Source organism: Motilimonas thetidivivens (assembly GCF_046452435.1).
Taxonomy (GTDB): domain Bacteria; phylum Pseudomonadota; class Gammaproteobacteria; order Enterobacterales; family CBDFNC01; genus Motilimonas.
Window position 1 is genome coordinate 87,374 of record NZ_JBKFDK010000006.1, and the last position, 21,188, is coordinate 108,561.

Annotated in this window: 20 protein-coding genes; 9 read left to right on the forward strand and 11 right to left on the reverse strand. The window is 45.2% G+C overall.

Features of this window, described 5'->3' with window-relative positions; translation table 11 throughout:
* Positions 1-174: 174 nt before the first annotated feature.
* Positions 175-729 carry a TrmH family RNA methyltransferase gene (locus ACK8OT_RS06550; protein ID WP_410195777.1) on the reverse strand — a complete coding sequence of 185 codons (555 nt, stop codon included), beginning with the start codon at positions 727-729 and terminating at the stop codon, positions 175-177.
* Positions 730-790: 61 nt separating this feature from the next.
* Positions 791-1,753, reverse strand: a complete 963-nt coding sequence (locus ACK8OT_RS06555; protein ID WP_410195698.1) for an alpha/beta hydrolase — start codon at positions 1,751-1,753, stop codon at positions 791-793.
* A gap of 150 nt (positions 1,754-1,903) precedes the next feature.
* Here ACK8OT_RS06555 and ACK8OT_RS06560 point away from each other — a divergent pair, with 150 nt between their 5' ends.
* The 3 genes from ACK8OT_RS06560 (at position 1,904) to ACK8OT_RS06570 (ending at position 6,343) form a co-directional block, all read left to right on the forward strand.
* Complete coding sequence (locus ACK8OT_RS06560; RefSeq protein ID WP_410195699.1) at positions 1,904-2,557, forward strand: cupredoxin domain-containing protein; 654 nt, start codon at positions 1,904-1,906, stop codon at positions 2,555-2,557.
* 10 nt (positions 2,558-2,567) lie between these two features.
* Positions 2,568-4,886, forward strand: a complete 2,319-nt coding sequence (locus ACK8OT_RS06565; protein WP_410195700.1) for a bifunctional diguanylate cyclase/phosphodiesterase — start codon at positions 2,568-2,570, stop codon at positions 4,884-4,886.
* A 332-nt stretch (positions 4,887-5,218) separates the two neighbouring features.
* Positions 5,219-6,343 (forward strand): methyltransferase, encoded by a 1,125-nt coding sequence (locus ACK8OT_RS06570; RefSeq protein WP_410195701.1) that lies wholly within the window; start codon positions 5,219-5,221, stop codon positions 6,341-6,343.
* Between the two features lie 8 nt (positions 6,344-6,351).
* Here ACK8OT_RS06570 and ACK8OT_RS06575 read toward each other — a convergent pair whose 3' ends face one another.
* Positions 6,352-7,254 (reverse strand): substrate-binding periplasmic protein, encoded by a 903-nt coding sequence (locus ACK8OT_RS06575; protein ID WP_410195702.1) that lies wholly within the window; start codon positions 7,252-7,254, stop codon positions 6,352-6,354.
* A gap of 219 nt (positions 7,255-7,473) precedes the next feature.
* A complete protein-coding gene (locus tag ACK8OT_RS06580) occupies positions 7,474-7,998 on the reverse strand; it encodes a DUF1543 domain-containing protein (RefSeq protein ID WP_410195703.1) in 525 nt (174 codons plus the stop codon).
* Positions 7,999-8,241: 243 nt separating this feature from the next.
* Here ACK8OT_RS06580 and ACK8OT_RS06585 point away from each other — a divergent pair, with 243 nt between their 5' ends.
* Positions 8,242-9,369 carry an immunoglobulin-like domain-containing protein gene (locus ACK8OT_RS06585; protein WP_410195778.1) on the forward strand — a complete coding sequence of 376 codons (1,128 nt, stop codon included), beginning with the start codon at positions 8,242-8,244 and terminating at the stop codon, positions 9,367-9,369.
* A 458-nt stretch (positions 9,370-9,827) separates the two neighbouring features.
* Here ACK8OT_RS06585 and ACK8OT_RS06590 read toward each other — a convergent pair whose 3' ends face one another.
* On the reverse strand, positions 9,828-11,747 hold the full coding sequence (locus ACK8OT_RS06590) for an ABC transporter ATP-binding protein (RefSeq protein WP_410195704.1): 1,920 nt from the start codon (positions 11,745-11,747) through the stop codon (positions 9,828-9,830).
* A gap of 109 nt (positions 11,748-11,856) precedes the next feature.
* Here ACK8OT_RS06590 and ACK8OT_RS06595 point away from each other — a divergent pair, with 109 nt between their 5' ends.
* The 4 genes from ACK8OT_RS06595 (at position 11,857) to ACK8OT_RS06610 (ending at position 13,701) form a co-directional block, all read left to right on the forward strand.
* Positions 11,857-12,063, forward strand: a complete 207-nt coding sequence (locus tag ACK8OT_RS06595) for a YheV family putative zinc ribbon protein (RefSeq protein WP_410195705.1) — start codon at positions 11,857-11,859, stop codon at positions 12,061-12,063.
* An 11-nt stretch (positions 12,064-12,074) separates the two neighbouring features.
* Complete coding sequence (gene slyD / locus ACK8OT_RS06600) at positions 12,075-12,599, forward strand: peptidylprolyl isomerase (RefSeq protein ID WP_410195706.1); 525 nt, start codon at positions 12,075-12,077, stop codon at positions 12,597-12,599.
* A gap of 256 nt (positions 12,600-12,855) precedes the next feature.
* Positions 12,856-13,188 carry an immunity protein Imm33 domain-containing protein gene (locus ACK8OT_RS06605; RefSeq protein ID WP_410195707.1) on the forward strand — a complete coding sequence of 111 codons (333 nt, stop codon included), beginning with the start codon at positions 12,856-12,858 and terminating at the stop codon, positions 13,186-13,188.
* Between the two features lie 63 nt (positions 13,189-13,251).
* Entirely contained in the window at positions 13,252-13,701 is a 450-nt protein-coding gene (locus ACK8OT_RS06610) for a hypothetical protein (protein WP_410195708.1), read from the forward strand.
* 436 nt (positions 13,702-14,137) lie between these two features.
* Here ACK8OT_RS06610 and ACK8OT_RS06615 read toward each other — a convergent pair whose 3' ends face one another.
* From ACK8OT_RS06615 to ACK8OT_RS06635, 5 genes are all read right to left on the reverse strand, one after another.
* Complete coding sequence (locus tag ACK8OT_RS06615) at positions 14,138-15,175, reverse strand: cytosolic protein (RefSeq protein ID WP_410195709.1); 1,038 nt, start codon at positions 15,173-15,175, stop codon at positions 14,138-14,140.
* 154 nt (positions 15,176-15,329) lie between these two features.
* The gene (locus tag ACK8OT_RS06620) at positions 15,330-16,736 is read right to left on the reverse strand and encodes a metallopeptidase TldD-related protein (RefSeq protein WP_410195710.1); all 1,407 of its coding nucleotides are present in this window, start codon (positions 16,734-16,736) and stop codon (positions 15,330-15,332) included.
* 2 nt (positions 16,737-16,738) lie between these two features.
* Positions 16,739-18,202, reverse strand: a complete 1,464-nt coding sequence (locus ACK8OT_RS06625) for a TldD/PmbA family protein (RefSeq protein ID WP_410195711.1) — start codon at positions 18,200-18,202, stop codon at positions 16,739-16,741.
* 147 nt (positions 18,203-18,349) lie between these two features.
* Entirely contained in the window at positions 18,350-18,571 is a 222-nt protein-coding gene (locus ACK8OT_RS06630) for a SlyX family protein (protein ID WP_410195712.1), read from the reverse strand.
* 7 nt (positions 18,572-18,578) lie between these two features.
* Positions 18,579-19,553, reverse strand: coding sequence for a WD40 repeat domain-containing protein (locus tag ACK8OT_RS06635; RefSeq protein WP_410195713.1), 975 nt, complete (start codon positions 19,551-19,553; stop codon positions 18,579-18,581).
* Positions 19,554-19,684: 131 nt separating this feature from the next.
* Here ACK8OT_RS06635 and fkpA point away from each other — a divergent pair, with 131 nt between their 5' ends.
* A complete protein-coding gene (fkpA, locus tag ACK8OT_RS06640) occupies positions 19,685-20,500 on the forward strand; it encodes an FKBP-type peptidyl-prolyl cis-trans isomerase (protein ID WP_410195714.1) in 816 nt (271 codons plus the stop codon).
* A gap of 80 nt (positions 20,501-20,580) precedes the next feature.
* Here the strand turns inward: fkpA and rsd are convergent, their stop codons facing one another.
* Positions 20,581-21,066, reverse strand: a complete 486-nt coding sequence (rsd, locus tag ACK8OT_RS06645; RefSeq protein ID WP_410195715.1) for a sigma D regulator — start codon at positions 21,064-21,066, stop codon at positions 20,581-20,583.
* Positions 21,067-21,188 lie beyond the last annotated feature (122 nt).

The following is a 21,188-nucleotide window of genomic DNA, read 5'->3' on the forward strand; positions in this document are numbered from 1 at the left end:
ATACTCGGCCTAAGCCTTTAGAACAGACAGTATGAGGCGCTTTAATCATTTGTTTAGAGGATAGTAAATCTAAAGTAGCAGGCAGGGATGATTTCACGCGATTCGTATTAGAAAATGCTCTTGGTGTTAGGTTTTGCTCAAATAATACTCGTTAATACCTTTGATCTAGTGTCATTACGCTTTTACCTTTACTTTGTTGTTTTGGTCACGGCTGCTTTTGATTAACTCGTCACTGGTGCTGAACTGATGACGTTTAATACTTCTATCATACAGTAGCACATTAACCGATGCGGCAAGGTTCAGGCAGCCAAGGGTAGGGATGTACACCACTGCATCGGCATTATCGATGACTTGTTGGCTGATAGTGCCATCTTCAGGACCAAAAATATAAAGTGCTTTAGCGGGATGCTCAAATTCAGGCAGTGGCGTCGCTCCCACCACTAAGTCGACACAAACGACTTGAACGTCTTCGGCTTTGTTGGTTAATAAACAATCCTGTTGCGACAGTGGGATCTTAGAGCGAATTTTCTTGGTGTCTGTGTTGAGTTTAACCGTGCGATCGTAGCGTTGCCCGCTGTAAATGACCTTATCGACCGCGAAACAGCCGGCCGCGCGCATAACCGCCCCCACGTTAGTGGCACTTTTGGGGTTGGTTAAGCCAATTGTTACCTGTTCGGTGCTGTCAGGCTCGCTCGCCTTATGCGTCTGATTGTCTGTTGTGTGACTCATCATTTTGCTCTAAAGAATGACCAAGCGCGCTAGTGTAGCAAGTATTGATTAACAATATCTATTATTGGCTTTGATGTAATGCCTGACTTAGCCAGGTCAGCACATAAACTAGGCTCTTGCCCATATGATCAACATGGCCGCCATCAAATTCAAACAGGCTGACCGCTATGCCTAAGTCGTGCATTTGCTCAACTAACTGCAAACAGTCTTGATAGGTATCTTCTTTTTTTCCTATGTCGATGGCCAGTGTTACGCCCTTTAAATTGTGTCCAACCTTGGGCATGAGTCGACTAAAAGCGGCATCAGCCAAGCCCTGCCAATCTTGGTCTGATTCGGGTAAAAGGCAATAGAGGGGAGGCTTAGTCGGCGCAGGCAAGACTTGTTGGAAGCGAGTGCAAAGTAGGTGCTGCCAAACATCTAATTGTTCAACGGTTAGCTCTCCTGAAGCTGCTGCGGTTAACTGTGCTTGGTTATTGTTATAGAGGTCTTTAAAAAAGGATAGGTCATCGGCGTTAATTTGAGCCGGACTCATGGCTACCGCCTGTTTGAAGTGGCCGGGTTTAAATAACAAGGTTTTTAGCACGCCATCTCCGCCGGAGCTATGTCCCATTAGGGCACGATGCTCTGGGCCTTTTTTACAACGATAGTTGGCTTCGATTGCGGCGGGTAAATCTTCACTAATAAAGTCGAGCCAGTTGCCCTGAATCGGATTATTATTATACCCCGCGCCCGTAAAGCGGGTTTGCGTATCAGCAACAACAATAATCATTTCTTCAACCGCACCCTGACTTAACAGCTCGGTCATGGTTAAGTGAATACTAGGCTCGCCTGCTGAGGTCGAAAACCAGCCTTCGGGTGTGCCTCCAAAACCGTGTAAAAGGTAGATAACGGGATAGCGTTTAATCTGGTTGTGTTGATAACTAGGTGGTAGATAAACGAGTACGTTTCGCGTTGGTTCATCACCAAGTAGGTTGTCAGCTAGGCTCGGGCTGGTGACTTGAATTTGTTGAAAAATGGGCAACATAAAGAGGGTTTCCTGATACTTTTATATGATTTTTCATTGATTTGATTAGGCTATCATATTCAGACCTATTTATCGGCTGACTAATTGGCGAAATGTGCTTTCATCTCCCATAGTTATAACTGGCTCAGCAAGATGGTAGGGAGGCAAGAAGTGGAGCATAAATGGCGATATGGACATGGTTTAGCCTTGTGTTTTGGGTTGTTAAGCTGGTCTGTGAGCGCGGCACAATGGCAAATTAATGTAGTGGATAACTTAGGTCATCCTCTACCCGATGCGGTGGTTGAGATTATTCCAACTGCAGCCGGCGCGTTGGAAAACGCGATATCGAAGCAAACTCCAGGCGATTACCAAATCATCCAACAATATAAACAGTTTCAACCTTTTGTGCTGGCGATACCTGTGGGGGCTGAGGTCGACTTCCCTAATTTAGATGCTACTCGACATCACGTGTATTCTTTTTCCAAAGCGAAAACCTTTGAAATCAAATTGTATAAAGACCGTCCTCATAGCCCCATTTTATTTGATAAGCCCGGTGTGGTGGCTTTGGGTTGTAACATTCATGATCGTATGCAGGCGCATATTTATGTGGCCAGTTCGCCTTGGGTTGCCGTGAGTGATGACAAAGGAATGGTCGAGTTTGACGCACTTGAGCCCGCTAACTATCAAGTAAAGGTTTGGCATCCATGGCAAAGGCGTTCTGCAGACATTGAAGCGATCACTTTAAACGGGGATAGAAGCGATCAATTTAAGATATTGACTATCAAGCCAGACGCTCCCGTAGCGGGCTTGCCAAAATATTACTAAGTGAGGATGGATGTTCGCTAGTTACCGTAGTCGTTTGATTGTTGTCATCGTCTTGATTCTCGTATTGGTGCAGTTAGCGACTGCACTCTCCGTCATTAACACCACCCATCAAGACAGATTAAAGCAGCAGCAGAATAGCCTAGATGTCGGCATTAATGTTTTCTTAGATGTGTTACAAAACCGCTCTAAAGCGCTCAACAAAAGCTTATCTGTGCTTGCTGCAGATTTTGGCTTTCGACAAGCCATTGCCACGGGGGAGGAAGAAACGGTTGCATCTGTGTTAACCAATCAAGGTCAACGCATTGATGCTGATGTGGTGGTGCTTTTGTCCCCGCAAGGTGAGTTGATACAGGCGAGCTTACCCGGTATTGATGAACCAGAAATTAAAGCCATTAATGCGTTAACAAAGAGCGCCAATAATGCTTCCTCATCGACTATGCTGGACATCGACGGCGTTAGTTATCAATTTGTGTTGCAACCCGTTAAAGCGCCTATTTTGGTGGCTTGGGTTGGTATGGGGTTTGTGTTAGATCAGCAAGTTGCTCAAGAAGCGAAAGCGATTACCGGAGTTGATGTTAGCTTTGTCCATTGGAATCCCGATTATGGAATTACGATAGCATCAACCTTGCCGCAATCTTTGGTGGCTGCGTTAACTAATCAGGTTGAACTGCTGCCCAAGATGGTGAACCAAGTTAAAGATGATTTATTAGCTGGATATTTATCATTTCCGATGTCACTGGATGACAGCTCTGATGATTTGTGGGTGGTGTTACATCTCTCCAATTTACAATGGGAGTTAAGTTATCTGGAATTGCGTAACCGATTATTGCTCGTTTTCACCATCACCGTTGGCTTGGCCTTGTTGATTGCTTGGTGGTTAGGGGGCAGTTTAACTCAGCCTATCATGCATTTGGTTGATTACGCTGAAAAAATTGGTCAAGGCGAACAACCTAAGCCGATCTTGGATGCACCCAAAGAATTACAGATATTGGCCGATGGTATGGCGAAAATGCAACAGCATATTGCTGTGCGTGAAGCGGATTTAACTTATCAATCTTTGCATGACAGCTTAACCGGACTCCATAACCGTGAATCGGTTAAACAGATGCTCAGGGAAGTTAATGGTGAATTATCAGGTCACCTCGTTCAGCTGGATTTACAACACTTTCGCCATATTAATGACATGATAGGTTTTGCAAACGCCGACGCTTTGTTAGTGCGTTTTGCTAAGCGTTTAGAAGCCATCCAACCTAAGGCCGATTTTATTGCCAGAATTGATGGCGATGGTTTTTTACTCTGGTTTCATCAGGGAATTGAACGAGACCAACTGTGCAATATTATCCAAGAGTTAGAGCAACCCTATCCGGTTCGTGGCTCAAGTATTTCGGTTAATGTAAGAGCTGGCGTTTTGGACGTAATTCAGCATGGTGGCAGTGTTGATGAAACCCTGCGCCGGGTTGAAATTGCGTTAGCCAAAGCCGTGCAATCAAATAAACCCTTGGCCACATATTTGGCCGGCGAAGATGAGCAGTATCAACGCGAATTAACCATAATTAGTGACTTATCTAAAGGGCTGGCGCAAGGTCAATTTCATTTGGTGTATCAACCTAAGGTCGATATCCAACAAAATCAATGCCATGCCGCGGAAGCCTTGATCCGCTGGCAACACCCTGATTTAGGCTTTATTCCACCTGATGAATTTATCCGCTTAGCCGAACATTCAGGTAACATTGAACAGGTCAGTAATTGGGTCATTGAGCAGGCCATCGTGCAATTAGCTGCTTGGCGGGCGCAAGGGGTGGAGATAAAAATTGCGGTTAATCTTTCCGCCCATGATTTGTTAAATATGCAATTACCTACCTATATTCAGTCTTTATTGCAAAGTTATGATGTACCCGCTGTCGCCTTTGCCATCGAGGTGACCGAAGGGGCGGTGATGAAAGACCCTCAAGTAGTTATTGCCGTGTTACAGGTGTTTAAAAATATCGGGGTCAGTATCGCGATAGATGATTTTGGTACGGGGCAGTCTTCATTAGCTTATTTGAAGTCTTTACCCGTCAATGAAGTGAAGATAGATCGTTGTTTTATTAAAGATATGCTGGTTAATGACAACGACAGCATGATAGTGGATACCACCATCGCCCTGAGCCATGGGTTGGGCTATTCTGTGACTGCGGAAGGGGTCGAAGAGGTTGAAGGTATCGATTTTCTCAGACGTAAAGGCTGTAATTTAATTCAAGGTTATGTTTTTTCTAAGCCATTAAAAGCATTGGAGTTTGCTACGTGGCAAGAGAAATATAATGCTGGGAGCCAAGATAAGTCGGTGTGATAAAGCGTTAAGCTTACCCTAGGGTGACCACATGAGTGAGTGAAAAATAACCACTCAAGAGGAAAGAGTGATATTTTCTTATACGAAGCGCCGTAAAATCATCCATGATGGCTTAACTGCCGCATCCATGCGGCAGATATTCGTATAAGAAAACAGCACTCATCGCTTAATGAACGTTCATACGTTTGCCCTGAAGCTTACCCTCGCTTGCTTTATTCACAATTGGTTTATTCATATTGGTTCATTCACAGGCGCGTGATTGTTTAGGTTTTACTTTGCCAATGCTTTTGCGACAATAGCACCCCTACTATTTTGGTTGTCGTTGTTAGTTTATGAATTCAAGCTTGAACCTCCATCAGCGCACGCTGGTGCTTAATCGTTACCCTGTTCGTAAAAATGAAACCCTGCAAGCATGGGATGCGGCAGATGAGTATTTGATTAACCATTGTCAAACTCTAGAGCTCAACCAAGAACGGCCAATTTTAGTGCTTAATGATAGCTTTGGTGCGCTGGCTACTTGGTTTGCTGGGCAGGGGCCTGTATCGAGTGTGACGGATTCATTTATTGCACGCCAAGCTAGCATGCTCAACTTGCAGCAAAATCAGCAGCCTGCAGTGACATTTTTAGATTGCTTAAGCCCGCTGCCAGCTAATGTTCAGTTGGTGTTGTTTAAGTTACCTAAGAACAACCGTTTACTTATTTGGCAATTGCAGCAGTTGTGCCATGCCTTACCTGCTGACTGTGTTGTGGTCGCCGCTGCTAAGGCTAAAGATATTCATAGTTCGACGTTAAAGCTTTTTGAACAGTATTTAGGGCAAACCACCACTTCGTTAGCGGTCAAAAAAGCGCGTTTGGTTTTTTGTCAGCCAGACTTATCACTGCAACAAGCCTTGCCAAAGCCGAAGCAATGGCCCGTGCCTGAGCATGATTTAGTGATCAGCAATCATGCTAACGTTTTTTCTAGTGATAGCTTAGATATTGGTGCGCGTTTGTTACTGCAATTTGTGCCACAAGACCCTCAGCTGCAGCAGATTATTGATCTGGGATGTGGCAATGGTGTTATCGGCATTAAGGCGGCAAAGCTCAATCCACAAGCTCATATTATTAGCGTTGATGAGAGCTACATGGCGGCGCAGTCCTGTCGAGATAATGTGCAGCTAAACGATTTGCCCGAAAGCCAATTTAGCGTACAAGTTAATAACTGCTTAGATGGTTTCAATGACAGCTGTGTCGATTTAGTGATGTGTAATCCGCCGTTTCACCAAATTAATACCATTACCGATCATATTGCGTGGCAGATGTTTACCGATGCCAAACGTGTGTTGCGCAGCGGCGCACGATTAATTGTTATCGGTAACCGTCAATTGGGCTATAAGGCGAAGTTAAAGCGTATTTTTAGTCAGGTTGAGCAGCTAGGTCAAAACAACAAGTTTGTGGTGCTGGCAGCTACTAAGTAGCGGTTAACCTAATTGGCTAAAGGGGCAAGTTGCAGAGTTTGCATTAATTGCTGGTATTCTGCGCTGGCCTTGTAGCGCATGATAGCTTGATTAAATTGCTCCACAAACGATGGGGTCACGGCCTTTTTACTAAACATCACATGGATGTCACCGGTAACGATTTTTATCGAGGGGATCGCTACTATGTTGTCGCTTAGGTCTAGCTGTTTGATTAACTCGGCTCCGCTGATGCTGTCTGCGATCACCGCATCGACTCGTTTATTGTTCAAACGGTGGAAGTTGTTTATATCAAAATCTGAATGTAGCAGTTGCAAAAACTGCTTGTTATTAAGTAGCTGAGCAAACTCTTCACCATAGTAGCTTCCTTTGCTATAACCAATGCTTTGCAGCTTGAGGTCAAGTAGTTGTGATAATTCAGATATTGCTATTCGGGTTAAGTCTTCTTTACGGATAAAGACACTCACGGATTCACTGCGATACGGAATCGAGAAGTAGGCGTATACCTCTCGCTCAGCCGTTTTAGAAGCACCATTCATCATGGCTATTTTACCTATTTCCAACCAAGCCAGCTGCCTTCGCCACGGGATAGGATAGTCTGAAAGCTTTATTGAACAGGAAGTATTGGCCATGACTTGGCTTATGATTTGGTAGTCGATTCCTTTGAACTCGCCATTTTCCTGCTGATAAATAAACGGTGGCCAGTCTATCCAACCCCAGATGAGAGGGGCGTTTTTACAGTCGGCGTTAGCAAAGGGGGCGAACATCAGTAAACAAAGGCAGCAAAGCCGTTTAATCCAGCGCGGTGTCGGCGCAAATAATGGACCAAGAAAATCAAGATAACGAGGCAGATTAGCTTTAACAGAAGTTAGCTGTGGGCATGGTCTTTTCTGCTTTGCTAGTGAGTATTCCATACTTACTCTTAGTCTCTGTGCTCGGGTTGCAATTGCCCGTTTCGCTAACTCATAGGGGGGAAGCTTGCTCGGTCGGATATTTACTGAGTATAGGCGGTTTTAGTCTGCTTGTTTTAAGCATGCGCAGTTATGATGTAAATGCGAGGTAAATTTGATTTATAGCCAATCAACTTGGAGATGCTTGATTTTAGGAATAGTTTATTGCCGCTTAAGACTTATTTATAACTTGGTGTAACCAAACCAATCGGGCTTTAGGGGCTGTGATTGTGATAAATGTTCACCCTGATAGTTAAGGTGTACGTGATAAGGGCTATCTATTAGTGAAACGGCAAAGCAATCATCAACTTGCTTCAAGTCATCAAGATGGGTTTGTTGCCAAGCAGTATTGCAACTGAGTTGAATTTTTTGCCAAGCCCGCTGTTTTGCCTGATCCGCAGAATCGGCCACTACCATAAAAAATTGATGTAGTTCAGCCAATCGCTGTTGATGGTAGCCACCAAAGTTGACGAAGTAGAGTTTAGCGCCATGACTGGGCTCGGGTGAGAGTGATATTTGATAGCCATCAATATGATGCAGCTTCACGTAAGCATCAAGATGAGCGCCTTGTTTATTGCCAATCCATTGTTGTTTTAACTGACCAAAGGTGTCGGTTATGTCTTCTCCATGAACAAAACGTATGTCATGAATTTCAATATGTCCGCCGCTGATCCGCCCGCCTAAATAAGCTAGAAAAAGTCGATGCATTAAATCTTATCCACATAAATAAAAATGTTACGAGAAAAGTGATGAGCTAGCTCTTATTGCTTCAAGTTATTTCATAGCAGGAGTGTGCTTGAAAAGACCGGTAAGGTCGAATAAAGGTTAATAAAAACATGTGCTTTATGTTTTTGTGACTTATATGGTTTTTTTTATTTAGATGAACGGCAAAATGAGAACAGATAGCTACCTAATTTGAGGTGTTATTTTTTATCAAAGGAATGGATTGTGATGTCATTGTTAGAACGAATCGTTATTTGTAGTTCGCTTGGATTATTGTTGTCTGGTTGCGGTGGTGGCTCATCGGGCGCTGGAAATTCTATTGCGGGTAGTTCGGGAGACGTATGTCAGGTTGCATTGCCTAATTATGCTCAGCAAGCAGGTCAGCCGAGCATTCAATTACTGGGTGATAAAGTGATGTTGCTTAATGTGGGGGACCAGTATGTAGAGCCGGGTGTCGAGGCATTTGATAACGAAGATGGTGAGTTATCTTCTGCTGTACAAGTACAAGGATTAGATAAGCTAGACACCGGAAAAGTAGGGGATTATTTACTTAAATATAGTGTTGTAGATAGTGAGCAAAACCTTTCATTGAGTGAGTACCGCATGGTGCGGATCGTTGATGGCGATCGAGTGGCGAAATATAGTCCGCGCTTTTTTACTGAAATGGATGCTATTTGGGAGTTTTATGAACAGCTTCCCGCTAATTTTGGTGAGGATCCCAAAGCCCGCTATCCACTATTAATCAGTAATCATGGTTATGAGCATTCGAAAACCTTTGATACTGATGGCATTAGTATGAGTGGAATGGATAAAACCAATGTGGTGAAAATGTTTAAAGCGGGTCAATGGGATAATCAATTGCCCTTTATTGTATTAGCACCACAACGCTGCCAGAGTGCTTTAGGGGATAATGTAACGGCAAGGCTCAATAGTTTTGTTGAATGGGCAGAGCGCAATTACCCGATCGACAAAAGCCGGATCTACATGACAGGTTTTAGCAATGGCGGTTTTATGACGTGGGATTATGCGCAGAAGTATGGCCATAAACTTGCAGCAGCTGCACCGTTGTCTATGGGGTATTGGCATGATATCTGTCCGGTAAAAGAAGTCCCGATCTGGGCGTTCACTGCTGCTGATGATAACGTGATTCCTAGTGATAATGTCATTAGCGCTGTCGCTACCCTCAAAGCCTGCTCAGGCTTGGTCTCCGAAACCAAGTTAACGGTTTTCCCTAGTGGCGGCCACTTGATTGATGATGATGTTTATAGTCTAGGGTTTATGGGAGAAGGCGCTACTAATTACGATGTTTACGACCAAAGTCTGTTCCAGTGGTTATTACAACATCAAAAAATGTAGTCTTGTTTAGCTCTTGTCTCGAAGGGCTTTTACTGAGTCTTTCGGGATCCACCCGATCAGGGCAAACGCATCAATGTTTATTGAGCGTTTAGTGGTGTTTTCTTAGACGAATATCTGCCGCAAGGATGTGGCAGTTAAGCCATTAACAGCCTTTGAGGGATGATTTCACGGCGTTTCGTATAAGAAAATTCCACTTTGTTCCCTTGGTTGATTGCATTTTGTAAACTCATGCGCTCGCCCTGCCCACCCAATAGACCTGCTTAAGTTAAACCTTTCCCGCAGCGGCGCAAGTATTTAAAAATATGCGGGCAGCTTTTCCTGATATGTTAATTGGTGCGAGCGTCGATTTATTAACAGCCTTGGTTTTATGTTAGGTAAACGCGAAGCCGACCGACGTTAAAATAACTGAGTAGGCTTTTATCTGCAGCCTACTCATTTAGTTACGACTAAAAGGTGATTTAGGCCAAATTAAGTTCCGCCTCTAACGCTTCCAATTGCTCTTGGGCATCCATCCATTCCATCTCTGCACCTTCAATATCGGCTTTAAGCTGACGCTGTTGCTCTAATACTTTGGTCAACTTGGCTTTTTGTGCGATGTCGTAAAGGGCACTGTCGTTAAGCTCTAGCTCTACTTCTGCCAGTTGCGCGCTTAACTTATCCATTTGTTTTTCCGCTTTTTCCATCGCTTTTCTGAACGGCTGGGTTTTCTTGCGTATCTCGGCTTCTAAGCGTTTTTGCTCTTTACGATTGACGGCGCTATTGGCACTTTTTTCATTGCTTTCAGGTGCAGCTTTTTGTTTATCAATTTTTTGCTGCTCGCCAAGCCATTTATGATAATCCTCTAAATCCCCGTTAAATGGCTCGACTTGGCGATCATGGACTAAATATAAATCATCCGTGGTGGTACGAAGCAAATGGCGATCGTGCGAAACCACGACCATGGCGCCCTCAAAGCTTTGCAAGGCTACGGTCAAGGCGTGGCGCATTTCTAAGTCTAAGTGGTTGGTTGGCTCATCCAGTAACAATAGGTTTGGCTTTTGCCAAACGATCAGCGCCAGTACTAAGCGTGCTTTTTCACCGCCAGAGAAAGGCGCTACGGGCTCTAATGCTTTATCGCCTTGAAAGCCAAAGCTACCCAAATATTTGCGCAGCTCTAGCTCGGTTTTGTCTTTAGCCAGACGAGCCAGGTGCTGCAATGGGGTATCTTCTAAGCGTAAAAACTCTAATTGGTGCTGGGCAAAGTAGCCGACCTTGGCATTGGGGTTTAACTCGAAGTGACCCCCTTGGGCTTTAAGTTCGCCGGCGAGCAGTTTGATCAGGGTTGATTTACCCGCGCCGTTGCGACCCAATAAGCCAATGCGGCTGCCGGGTACTAGGTTGAATTTTATCTTCTCTAAAATGAGGGTGTCGCCATAGCCGGCATAAATCTCATCCATAGTGATAAGCGGCAAGGGCAGGGCATCGGGCTCAAAGAATGAAAAATTAAATTGGCTGTCGGCGTGCGCTGGCAGGGCTAGCTCCATCTTTTCCAGTGCTTTAATTCGGCTTTGCGCTTGGCGCGCTTTAGAGGCCTTGTAGCGAAATCTGTCGATGTAGCTTTGCATATGCGCCATTTGCTTTTGCTGTTTTTCGTAAATTGCTTGCTGCTGCATTAATTTTTCGGCGCGCTGTCTTTCAAAGCTGGTGTAGTCGCCTGTGTATTCAAAGAATTTGTTTTGTTCGATATGAATGATTTTTCCCACGATATCATCGATGAAATCACGGTCGTGGGAAATCAAGATCAAGGTGCCTTGATACGCATTCAGCCATTTCGCTAACCAGATAACAGCATCTAAATCTAAGTGGTTGGTGGGCTCATCCAGTAGTAATAAATCAGAGCGACATAACAGGGCTTGGGCGAGGTTTAAACGCATCCGCCAACCACCGGAAAAGGCACTCACAGGGTTAGCTTGTTTATCGTTACTAAAGCCGAGTCCCGCCAGTAATTCAGCGGCGCGAGCCTTGATGGTATAACCGCCAACGGTTTCCAATTGGCCATGCAGCAGGGCAATTTTATTACCATCACCTTGTTGTTCAGCCTCTGCTAGCTCTGCTTCTAAGCGGCGAAATTCTTTGTCGCCATCAATCACGTATTCAATTGCACTTTTCTCAAGCGCTGGGGTTTCTTGTGCCACACTGGCTAGCTGCCAGTTACTCGGAAAGCTGAGCTCGCCGTTATCGGCGTGGATTTCGCCCTTTAATAATGCAAAAAAGCTAGATTTACCCGTGCCATTGGCCCCGACCAGCGCGACTTTTTGGCCCGGATTAATGCTGGCTGTGGCGTTTTGAAGAAGCGGGCGGCCGCCGCGAATGAGCTCAATGGCACTGGCTGTGATCATGATTTGACTTCTATCTAACAAAAATAAGCCGCGATTCTAACACAGGTCTAATAGCAGAAGAAAAGTTCACTTTGATCAGTTACACTGTGGCAAAAAACAGGGGAGCAATATGAGTAAAAGAAAGCGGTTTATTGCTGGCGCAACTTGCCCTTCGTGTGGTGAGCAAGACACCATAGTGGTGTTTGTTGAGCATAACGTGGAAAAAGTAAAATGCGTTAAATGTGACTACTTACAATCCCAAGCCCCTGGTGAGGTAAGTGGTTCGACTCGTCAATTCGAACAATTGATTGGCGTGTTTAATCCAGATGAAAAATAATTGGAAATATTATGAAAATTGAAAATGATAGCGTTGTATCTATCCACTTTGCCGTGTATGACGAAGACGGTACTGAGCTTGGCTCTACCCGTGACGGTGCGCCATTAGACTACATTCAAGGCAGCCTATTTTTGGTGCCAGGCCTTGAAGCTGAGTTAGCGGGTAAAGAAGTTGGCTATCAGTTTGATATCACTTGTCAGCCAGAAGACGCCTATGGTGAGCACGAAGAAGGGCTAGTTCAAGAAGTGCCTCGTGAGCTGTTTGAAACCGAAGGTCAAGTTCAAGTCGGTATGCGTTTTATTGCTGAAACGGATCAAGGCCCTCGCTCGGTTGAAATTACCGATGTGAAAGAAAATACCGTGACAGTTGATGGTAATCACACCTTAGCGGGCCAAACTTTAACCTTTAAAGGTGAAGTATTAGCCATTCGCGCTGCGACCGACGAAGAGCTAGCTCACGGTCATGTTCACGCTGAGGGCGGCTGCGGCCATGACCATGGTCACGATCATGAGCACGGCGAGCACTGTAATCACTAATCCTGATTGCACTTAGGTTCAGTTTCTCTTTTTGAGGCTGCATCACGTGGGAGCGGACTTTATTGCGCGCAGCAGCGCGCTTAAAACCCATAGATTCGCGGTTTAAAAACCGTTTCCACAAAATCGTCTCCCACAGTAATCCAGCCCCTAAAGTCGTTCAGCCCTTCTAATTGGCTTAGGTGGCCATCGTCCAATAGTTAAAGCGTTTTGAAAGTACAGAAAATGGTTAACCCATTTAACTCTTTTAGGAAGTTTTATGCCGAATCAAAAAGACGTGTGTAAAAAATTCGCTGCATTACCACTGCCCGTCAACGCGGCTGAAAAGCTAGGTATCGCTATTGAAACGATAGGTCAGTTGCCGATTAATGGGGTTCGTTATAAGCCTGAGAATGGGACATGTGGGTGGTATATTTGGTGTGGTGAGACAATGTCTGAAGATGTCGATTTTTTCAAGCCATTACATGTGAGTCATATACCCAAATACTTACCTGAAGTAGAGCAATACTTATCATTACCGCCGGGGTATCGATTTTTAGTCGCAGGTGATTATGTGGATGTATGGCATGATCCGCTGATCTCTGACCGATAATAGGTTCAACAATTAATCTTTGCCAGGTCGCCGCCTGAGCCAAGGGATAGGACTGTAAAGCAGATGAAACCGTTCGATATTGAACCATTTCTTGAAGGTGAAACACCAAATGGCTGGCAGTGTAGATACCTCTCTATCCACGCCAAATGGTTAAGCCAAGATGAAGCGGCGAAGCACTGGATGTCATTTGCTGCACTATCTTCAGGGGCTTATGATCCGAATTGGTTAGATTTTATAGCCGTTGAGCAGCGCTTTATAAATTTGTTTACAGCACTTGAAAGCCAACTTGGATTGTCTATCTGTAGGCAAAATATCAATCGCTTTGGCTTGGTTGAAGCAGCAAAGAATATGGAAGAAACCATCAGGCTAAACGTCAGAGAATTGCGCTTTGATGCTTTCGTTTCTCAAACCTCTGATGTGTTGATCCTGGGTAATTTTGATTTAACTTTCCCTATGTATACCCAAGACACCTCAAGATGCGGGATTCAGAGCCGCTCATTATGTTCAGTTTGAGGCAAAAAGACGAAGGAATGGCATTCCCTTTCGAGGCTTTTTAACGAAAAAATGGACGTAATGAGCGACTCCCAAAGGGCGAGTTTTGTAGGCTGCTATGCTTTGTTGCTGATTTTCAACGTAGAATGACTATGTCTCAAATCAGCGTCGCGCCTAGCAGGCTACAAATCCTCGCTGAACAAGCATCTTGAGGTAACTTGGGTATATATCCCAGCAGAAAAAAGCTGGCAGGAAATTGCAGGCTATATAGCAAAAGCTGAGCTATACCTGCTCAACTAGTCAACATGGTTAAGCTCAGTGCGATTGATCTGTAGAAGCCGAGCTCGCTCGTCGAGCATCTCATCCATTCCCTGAGCAAGCTTCAAGCCTCACAAAAAAATCTTCGCCAAATGCTTAAGTTCTATGGCTTAAGTTCAATTGCTTAAGTTAATAGACGCTAGTTGTTATTTAGGTCTTTCAGTTTTTGTTCAATCAACAGATCGTCGGGAGCCAGTTGTTGGGCGACTTCGAGGATTTTCTTCGCGTCTTTGGGATGCTCTGTTTGATGCCGAAGAGCAATTTCAACTAAAGGTTGCACATCGATGGTTTCTTGATGCGCTTGCACATGGGCTTGTTGTTCGCCGAGCACGATTTGGTGGGCTTTGCTCAATAGGGTTAATCGATGGGCCGATTGTTTATTGGCTTTGTTTAGACGTCGGTAATAGTCTTCTTTGAATCTCAAGGTTTTGGTTTGTTGGCGAAAGCTCGGAATATCGATGGCTTGGGTGGCAATGAAATCGACGGCAACTTGCTTGTAAAAACCAAACTTATTCATATAAGTCGCATGGGTGCTGTGGCCCATGCCAAACACCCGTAAATGGGTTAATTCAGGGTAGCGCTTAGCATGCAAGCGGTCGGTTTTATTGAGGGGATCATAGATGATATAGCCTTTCGCTTTACCTAAATCCAAGTCGTGATAATCACCCAGCCAATCAAACTTTTGCGCTATCTCGGTACTGCTGCGTTTATCCCAAGGTGCTTTTTGTTGATTTTTAGTACTGACAGGATGAAACAGCAGCACCTTATCCAATTGCAGAAGATTGGCAAAAGCACCGACAGCAAAACCGCCTCGGCTTAAGCCGTAGCCTAGTCGAGTTTGGAACGGAGTAAGCAAAGGGGCCAATTGTTCGAGGAAAAAAATCAGATTACGACTGCGAAACCAATTACTTATACCTAAGTGTTGAAATGCCATCACATTGATGCCCTGTTGCTTAGCGAGTCGATAGCCCCAAGGTTCAAAGTCTTCGGTTAGATCATGCTCTTGATAATTAGTACCAGCGGGAGAGAAGGTGAAGAGTAACGGCTTGTTGGGATCAACTAAATAATACTTAACGTAAACATCGTCCAGTAAATCGCCATCTTCCAGTGGCAGCTTAGTTGCTTGTTGTTGTGGGGTAAGGGTTAACCAGTCATCGAGCCAATATAGTAATTTCATTTATCCTCCAGCAGAAAAACCGAGGCAAGTATAGCAGAGCTGGCGGGTGGTTAAAAATTGTTCAATAAATGAACGCTCGTGATGTTAAATGGTTGATACTTGATTCGCGAATGGTTTGGGGTAAGTATGCGGCGCCCTCGCGCCGCAATGAGCATTAATTATCCGAGCTACCACTTGAGCCGGTGATCGGCACTTGGTTTACCTTAACAAACAAAGGACAAGCTATGCTGCTGGCCAAGCGCATACCATAGGTATTGGAAATGTTGGCGTGGCTGAGCTGAGCAGAAAGCCATTCGATATTGTTAAATAGTCGAGGATAGGCATCGTTAATTCTGAGGTTGTAAAGGTGTGCCTTGATTTCGCCATCGGCCAGCAAATAAGTACCAAAGCGACTGGTGCCCGTGAACTCGCCCTTAGAGGCTTGGGTGACGTTCATATAATGAATGTAACCAATGTAAAGGGTTGGCTTGATACAGCTTTTGACCATGGCCTTAAAATCAGTAGGGCCATCGCCCGGATGCACCTTTAAACTGGCGGCGTCGTAATCATTATTTCGCTCAACATTAAAGCGGTCACAGTCGTCTTTATTGCTGTAATAGAGATGCTTTAGTACGCCTTGTTCAATCAGGTTGACACTTGGCCGCGCAACGCCATTTAAGCCAACCGGGCGTTGGAATAAAGTCTGCGTGTCGGTGGGATCATCACTGATGGTCAGCTTGCTTGAGAATAGTTTATCGCCCAGTTGATGTTGCTGTTTTTGCAGCATGCCCATGCCGTATTGATAAGTTTCACCGTGCAGAGCCATAAAGCTGAGGTAATGCACGAGCTCAGCAAAGGCATCGCGATGAAACACCACATCATATTCACCCGCGCTGAGATCTTGCCTTGGGGTGCTGGTTTTAATTTGGTAGCTGCGCACTAACTCATCGATTAGCGCGTTCGGTCGATATTGCGCGAGTGAGGCGCCGACATCAGCGACTCTTAGCTCTTTTTTATCTTGATCTAATAATTGCAGCACCAGCTCTATATTGTAGTCACTGCCCTGATAGGTGACGGGCTCATCGACCAAGGTGTTGATAATGGCGTAGCTGTAGATCCCCGCAGAAAATGCACCGGATATTTCAACTGCTAACTGAGCAAACTTGTGCTGGGTTTGTTTAAACAAATCCACCATCATGCTGGAGTCGATATTGGCCAGTGCGGGGTCGGTATCACAACGGGCTAGGTCGGTTTGCGCAATGGCCGTCATCGGCGTCATATGCGCTACTTCAGGCATATATTGAATGCGCTCGTTTAATGACATCACTAGGCTTTTTAGTTTATCCAGATCGCCGTTTGGCGCTGTGGTGCTGCCGCTGATCTTGCGCTTACCCTGTTGTAACTCGATAACGTATTTTTCGCTTTGCTCGGCGACATTGAGTGAAATTTGACTGCGCCCGCAACGCACCATGCGCGACACTTCATGGCGATAACTTAGGCTGCCTTCGATCCCTTGCTGGCGCATAAATTGATTGATGGTTTTGAGGGTGGCAGCCACGGCTGTGATTGAATGAGTGAGCATGGTTACTCTCCTACCTGAACATCGTTAAATCGACATGCTGGAATGCCGTGGGCGAGGCGCATAATTTGATTGGGTTGCCCCTTACCGCACATAAATACCGGTTGCAGTTGCCACGTACTGACATCGCCAACCAAGTCGAGTGAGCGCCAAAATGGCAAGCTGTCACCACGATAAGTGGGGTTACGTACCACATGAGTAATTTGGCCGTGTTTGATTTTCCAACCGATTTCGGTGGCGAAATGGAAGTTTTCTCGATTTGAGCCGATCGACCAAGAGCAAGGCGTTTCCAGTAAAATGCCATTTTCGGTAGCAGCAATAATATCGGCTAAGGTGCCGTCTTGGCCGGCGTCAACATTGATGTTGTTCATCCGCTCTATGGGTAAGCTGTTGTAGCTTTGTGCCCGGCAGGTTGCACCAGAGCCATCGAAAATAGTACGACCCGCTTTCGCATTGGCTTCCATCACCATTTGTCTTGAGGTGATGGCGTCTTTCAGCACGCCGTTTTGGATTAAGGTGACATTGCGGGCCGGTACGCCGTCGTCATCAAAACCTATAGAGCCGGGAGAGTTGGCGACGGTGCCGTCGGCGCGGGCAGTGAGTTTGTAACTGCCAAATTGCAGTTTACCAAAGTCATCCAAGTCGATATGAGAGCCGCCCGCGTAGGACAGCTCATAGCCCAGAATTCGGTCTAACTCTAACGCATGGCCTATGGTTTCATGGGTCTGTAGCGCCATCATTTCGGGTAATAAGATGACGTCGCAGCGCTCTTTTTCACACACAGGTGCGTCCAACAAACTCAGCAATTCTTGGCGTAGACGTTTAGTGTGATCAAACTGGCTGTCGTTGATGATGTTTTCCCAGCCGGTGCTGCCGCTGGCATCTTGTGGCATGACAAAGGTGCGCCTTTGCTGCTGACCATCGATATCGGTGGCATAGGCAAACAGTTTGGCATCAAGTTCAATCAATTGGCGCTGGATTTCACTGCCTTCACTGTCGACATATATAATATCGCGCTTGTAGAAGCTGGCAGAGACTCCCCAGTAATCGAATTTGTCATCGGCGAGTTGTTGATCCAGCTGGAGCAGGCGGGCTAATTTGGTTTGGGTGTCGACACTAAAAGGGTCAATCTGGCAAGGCGATGAATATCTGTCTTTAATCGCGGGCTTGGGCGATAAGGTGATTTTTTGTTGGATAAATTGGCTTGCCGCTTTGCCTTGCGCGATGGCTTGTAAGGCGGTGTGTTGCATGGCCTCGTTACTCATGTCTTCGCTGGCGGCAAAGCCCCAAGCGCCGTCAACCAGAACGCGAATACCATAGCCTTGCTGACTAATTCGATCATAGGTTTCCACATCACCTTTCATGGTGGCAATGTGTTCGGCTTCATCGAGCTGATGAATGCGGATATCGGCATACTCAGCGCCGTGTTGGGTTATAAAACTAATCAGCGCTTTGGCTTGGCTTATCATAATGTCACTCTCAAAATGTAATGGCCTTAGGCAGACAAGCGTTTGTAGAACAATGAAATGCATAGAGGCACGAACAAATGCTTGACCGCTAGGCTAGCTATCCGTGGTGTGGTGATAGCTAGCCTTTGTTTGATGTAAAGCTTGGGATTAATAATGGGGCGGAGGGGTTTCGTCTTGTTCCCGTGCGATTTGGCTACCTTGCACGTCTTTTACTTTATTGACTAGGTATTTCATTTGCTCGCGTTGTAGCTCTAAACGGTTTTGCATAGAGGCAATTTCGTTATTCAAGGCTTCGATGGTGTCATCTTGAAACGCGACCTTAGTTTCTAAGTATTCCAGTCGTGTCAGTATGTCTTTTAAGTCATTCATTGGTTAACTACTTATTCATATTCCAAGTCTCAAGTAAGCCTGCCGAGCTTTCGCTTAGTATTTGCTCACCCACCATGGTGGCCGAGTATACTACAGCACTTTTTGGACGGCTGTTTTTTCTTGGGCTAACGCGCCATTTCTGTATTTGTTTACCGGTTTTTGAGTCCCACAGTGCCAGCACACGAGACGGAGAGCCAGTGAGTAAGTAGTCGCCTTGGTTAACAAAACGCACGCTGCTGAAGATTTCTTGGCGCGCAAGGTAATCTAATCGACTCACGGCTTGGCCGGTGCGCATATCCCAAATGCTGGCTTGCTTTTGATTATCAGCGGTAAACAGGTATTTCCCTTCGCGCTCTAGTTTCACCATGGTCACGCGGCTGGGATGGTTGAAACGGTGCAGTACTTGCGCGGTGCGTGTGTCCCAAAAATAGGCCGTGTAATCATTGCCGCCGGTCAGGGCGTAATGGCCATTAGCCGACATATCAACGGCGTTGATTTTTTCCGTATGGCCTAAAAATTCAAGGCGACGACCCGTATTTAAATCGATATGAACTACTTTGCCGGTTGCGAGACCGTACAGCACGTATCGCGCTTGAGCCGAAATCGCGATATCACGAATATTGGATTCGGGAATTTGATAGAACCCTTTGGCTTCACCGGTGGCCACATCCCAAATGGCAAATTCGTTGCTGGTGGCGGTAACAACATGGCTAGCGTCATCGGAAAAGCGGGTTAAAAAAACCTGATTTTGCTCGCTTCCTTGATGGCTCCATTGATATTTCAACGCATTTTTTTTATTGTCCCATAGGCTAATGCCATGGTGAATGGATGAAATAACACTGTACTGGCCATCAGCTGAGATATCAGCTGCGTAAGCACCTTCAACAGCGTGTTCTATTTTTGTGGCTGACAGTTGTTCACCGCTACAAGCAGTTAACAAGATTGCCGAGATCACAGATAAAAAGATTGCACCTTTTGTCATCTTAATAGTCTACTAATTTTGTTTTGTTTACTGCATGATAGCGTTAGTATAAACGGATTTATTACGCTAAGCCCCTCATTACGTTTTGATAATGCGTGCTGAGGTGACATTTTTTTGGGAGATTTTTTTACATGAACAATATTTTTAAGGTATCGCTACTTGCTGGCGCGGTTCTTGCGGCTGCAGGATGTAATGATAAGCAAGCGGAAACAGCGCCTAAAGCTGAAGCGCCTGCGGTAGAAGCGGTATCTGCAGCGGTAGAAACGGCACCTGAAGTGAAGTTTGAAAACGAAAATGCGCAGGCAGCTTATGCAATTGGTGCATCTGTTTCTCGTTACATTGAGAAGACCCTAGCTGAACAAGAGCAGCTAGGCGTAACGCTAGACAAAGAACAAATCATTGCGGGTATCTCTGATGCGCTACGTGGCGAATTAAAGCTACAAGACGAAGAAGTGATTGCGACGCTACAAGCATACGATAAAAAGCTAAGTGAAATTGCCCAAGCTAAACAAGCTGAAGCAATTGAAAAAGCAAAAGCAGAAGCAACGGCTTACCTAGCTGAAAATGCGAAAAAAGAAGGTGTGGTAACAACAGATTCAGGTCTGCAATACCAAGTGCTAACGGCGGCTGAAGGCGATAAGCCAAGTGCTGAAGATACGGTTACCGTACACTACGAAGGCCGTTTATTAAACGGTGAAGTATTTGATAGCTCACTAACTCGTGGTCAACCAGCTACCTTCCCACTAAACCGTGTTATTGCGGGTTGGACTGAAGGCGTACAGCTGATGAATGTAGGCTCTAAATTCCAGTTTACTATTCCTGCTGAACTTGCATACGGTGAACAAGGCGCAGGCAGTATTCCTCCACACTCTGCGCTAATTTTCGATGTTGAATTACTATCAATCGAAAAAGCAGAAGCTCCAGCAGAAGACAAAGCGGCAGAATAAGCTGAGTCAAAACGTAAAAAGGCGCTCAATGAGCGCCTTTTTTAATACTTTTCAAATCAGTTTCAGATGAGGATAGAGTATTAAGCTTGTACTTGTGGTTGGAGATGCTTTTGATGCAAGGTTGCTAACAGTTGATCTTCTAATTCAAACCTTTGCTCCATGATCTGCCCCAGTTTAGATAAGTCAATATCGAAATCATCTATCGAATCTTCGTCCATGTTATCTGCGTATTTGTCGTTGAACTCAAGAGCGGAATCTGTGGTTTGAGAAATTTTCGGATATAACTCTTGAGCGAGTCTTGCGCTTTCTGCGCCATGTTTTTCACATTCCGAAACCACTTGGTCATAAATTTCAAAGTGACCGGTTGACATATAATCGACTAAAGATTGGCAAAATCCCTGAACTTGTTCAAGTGTTGGCAATGTGTGGTGCTCTTTGGCAAAAGGAGGCAGGCCAGCCATTTCACAATATTCAACTAGCACTTTCTGACGGTCATTTAACCAATTATCGATAATATGAGATGTGCCACCCCATTCCTGTTTTGCGCGTTCAAGTTTGGTCAACATATTATGTCCTTGGTTTTTATTTTTATTGCCATATTGATATAAGTAATGAAAAGCGGGCTTATCGTCAACTCTAATTTGGTTACTTAAACCCACTTCATGTATAACTGTGAGCTATATGGAAA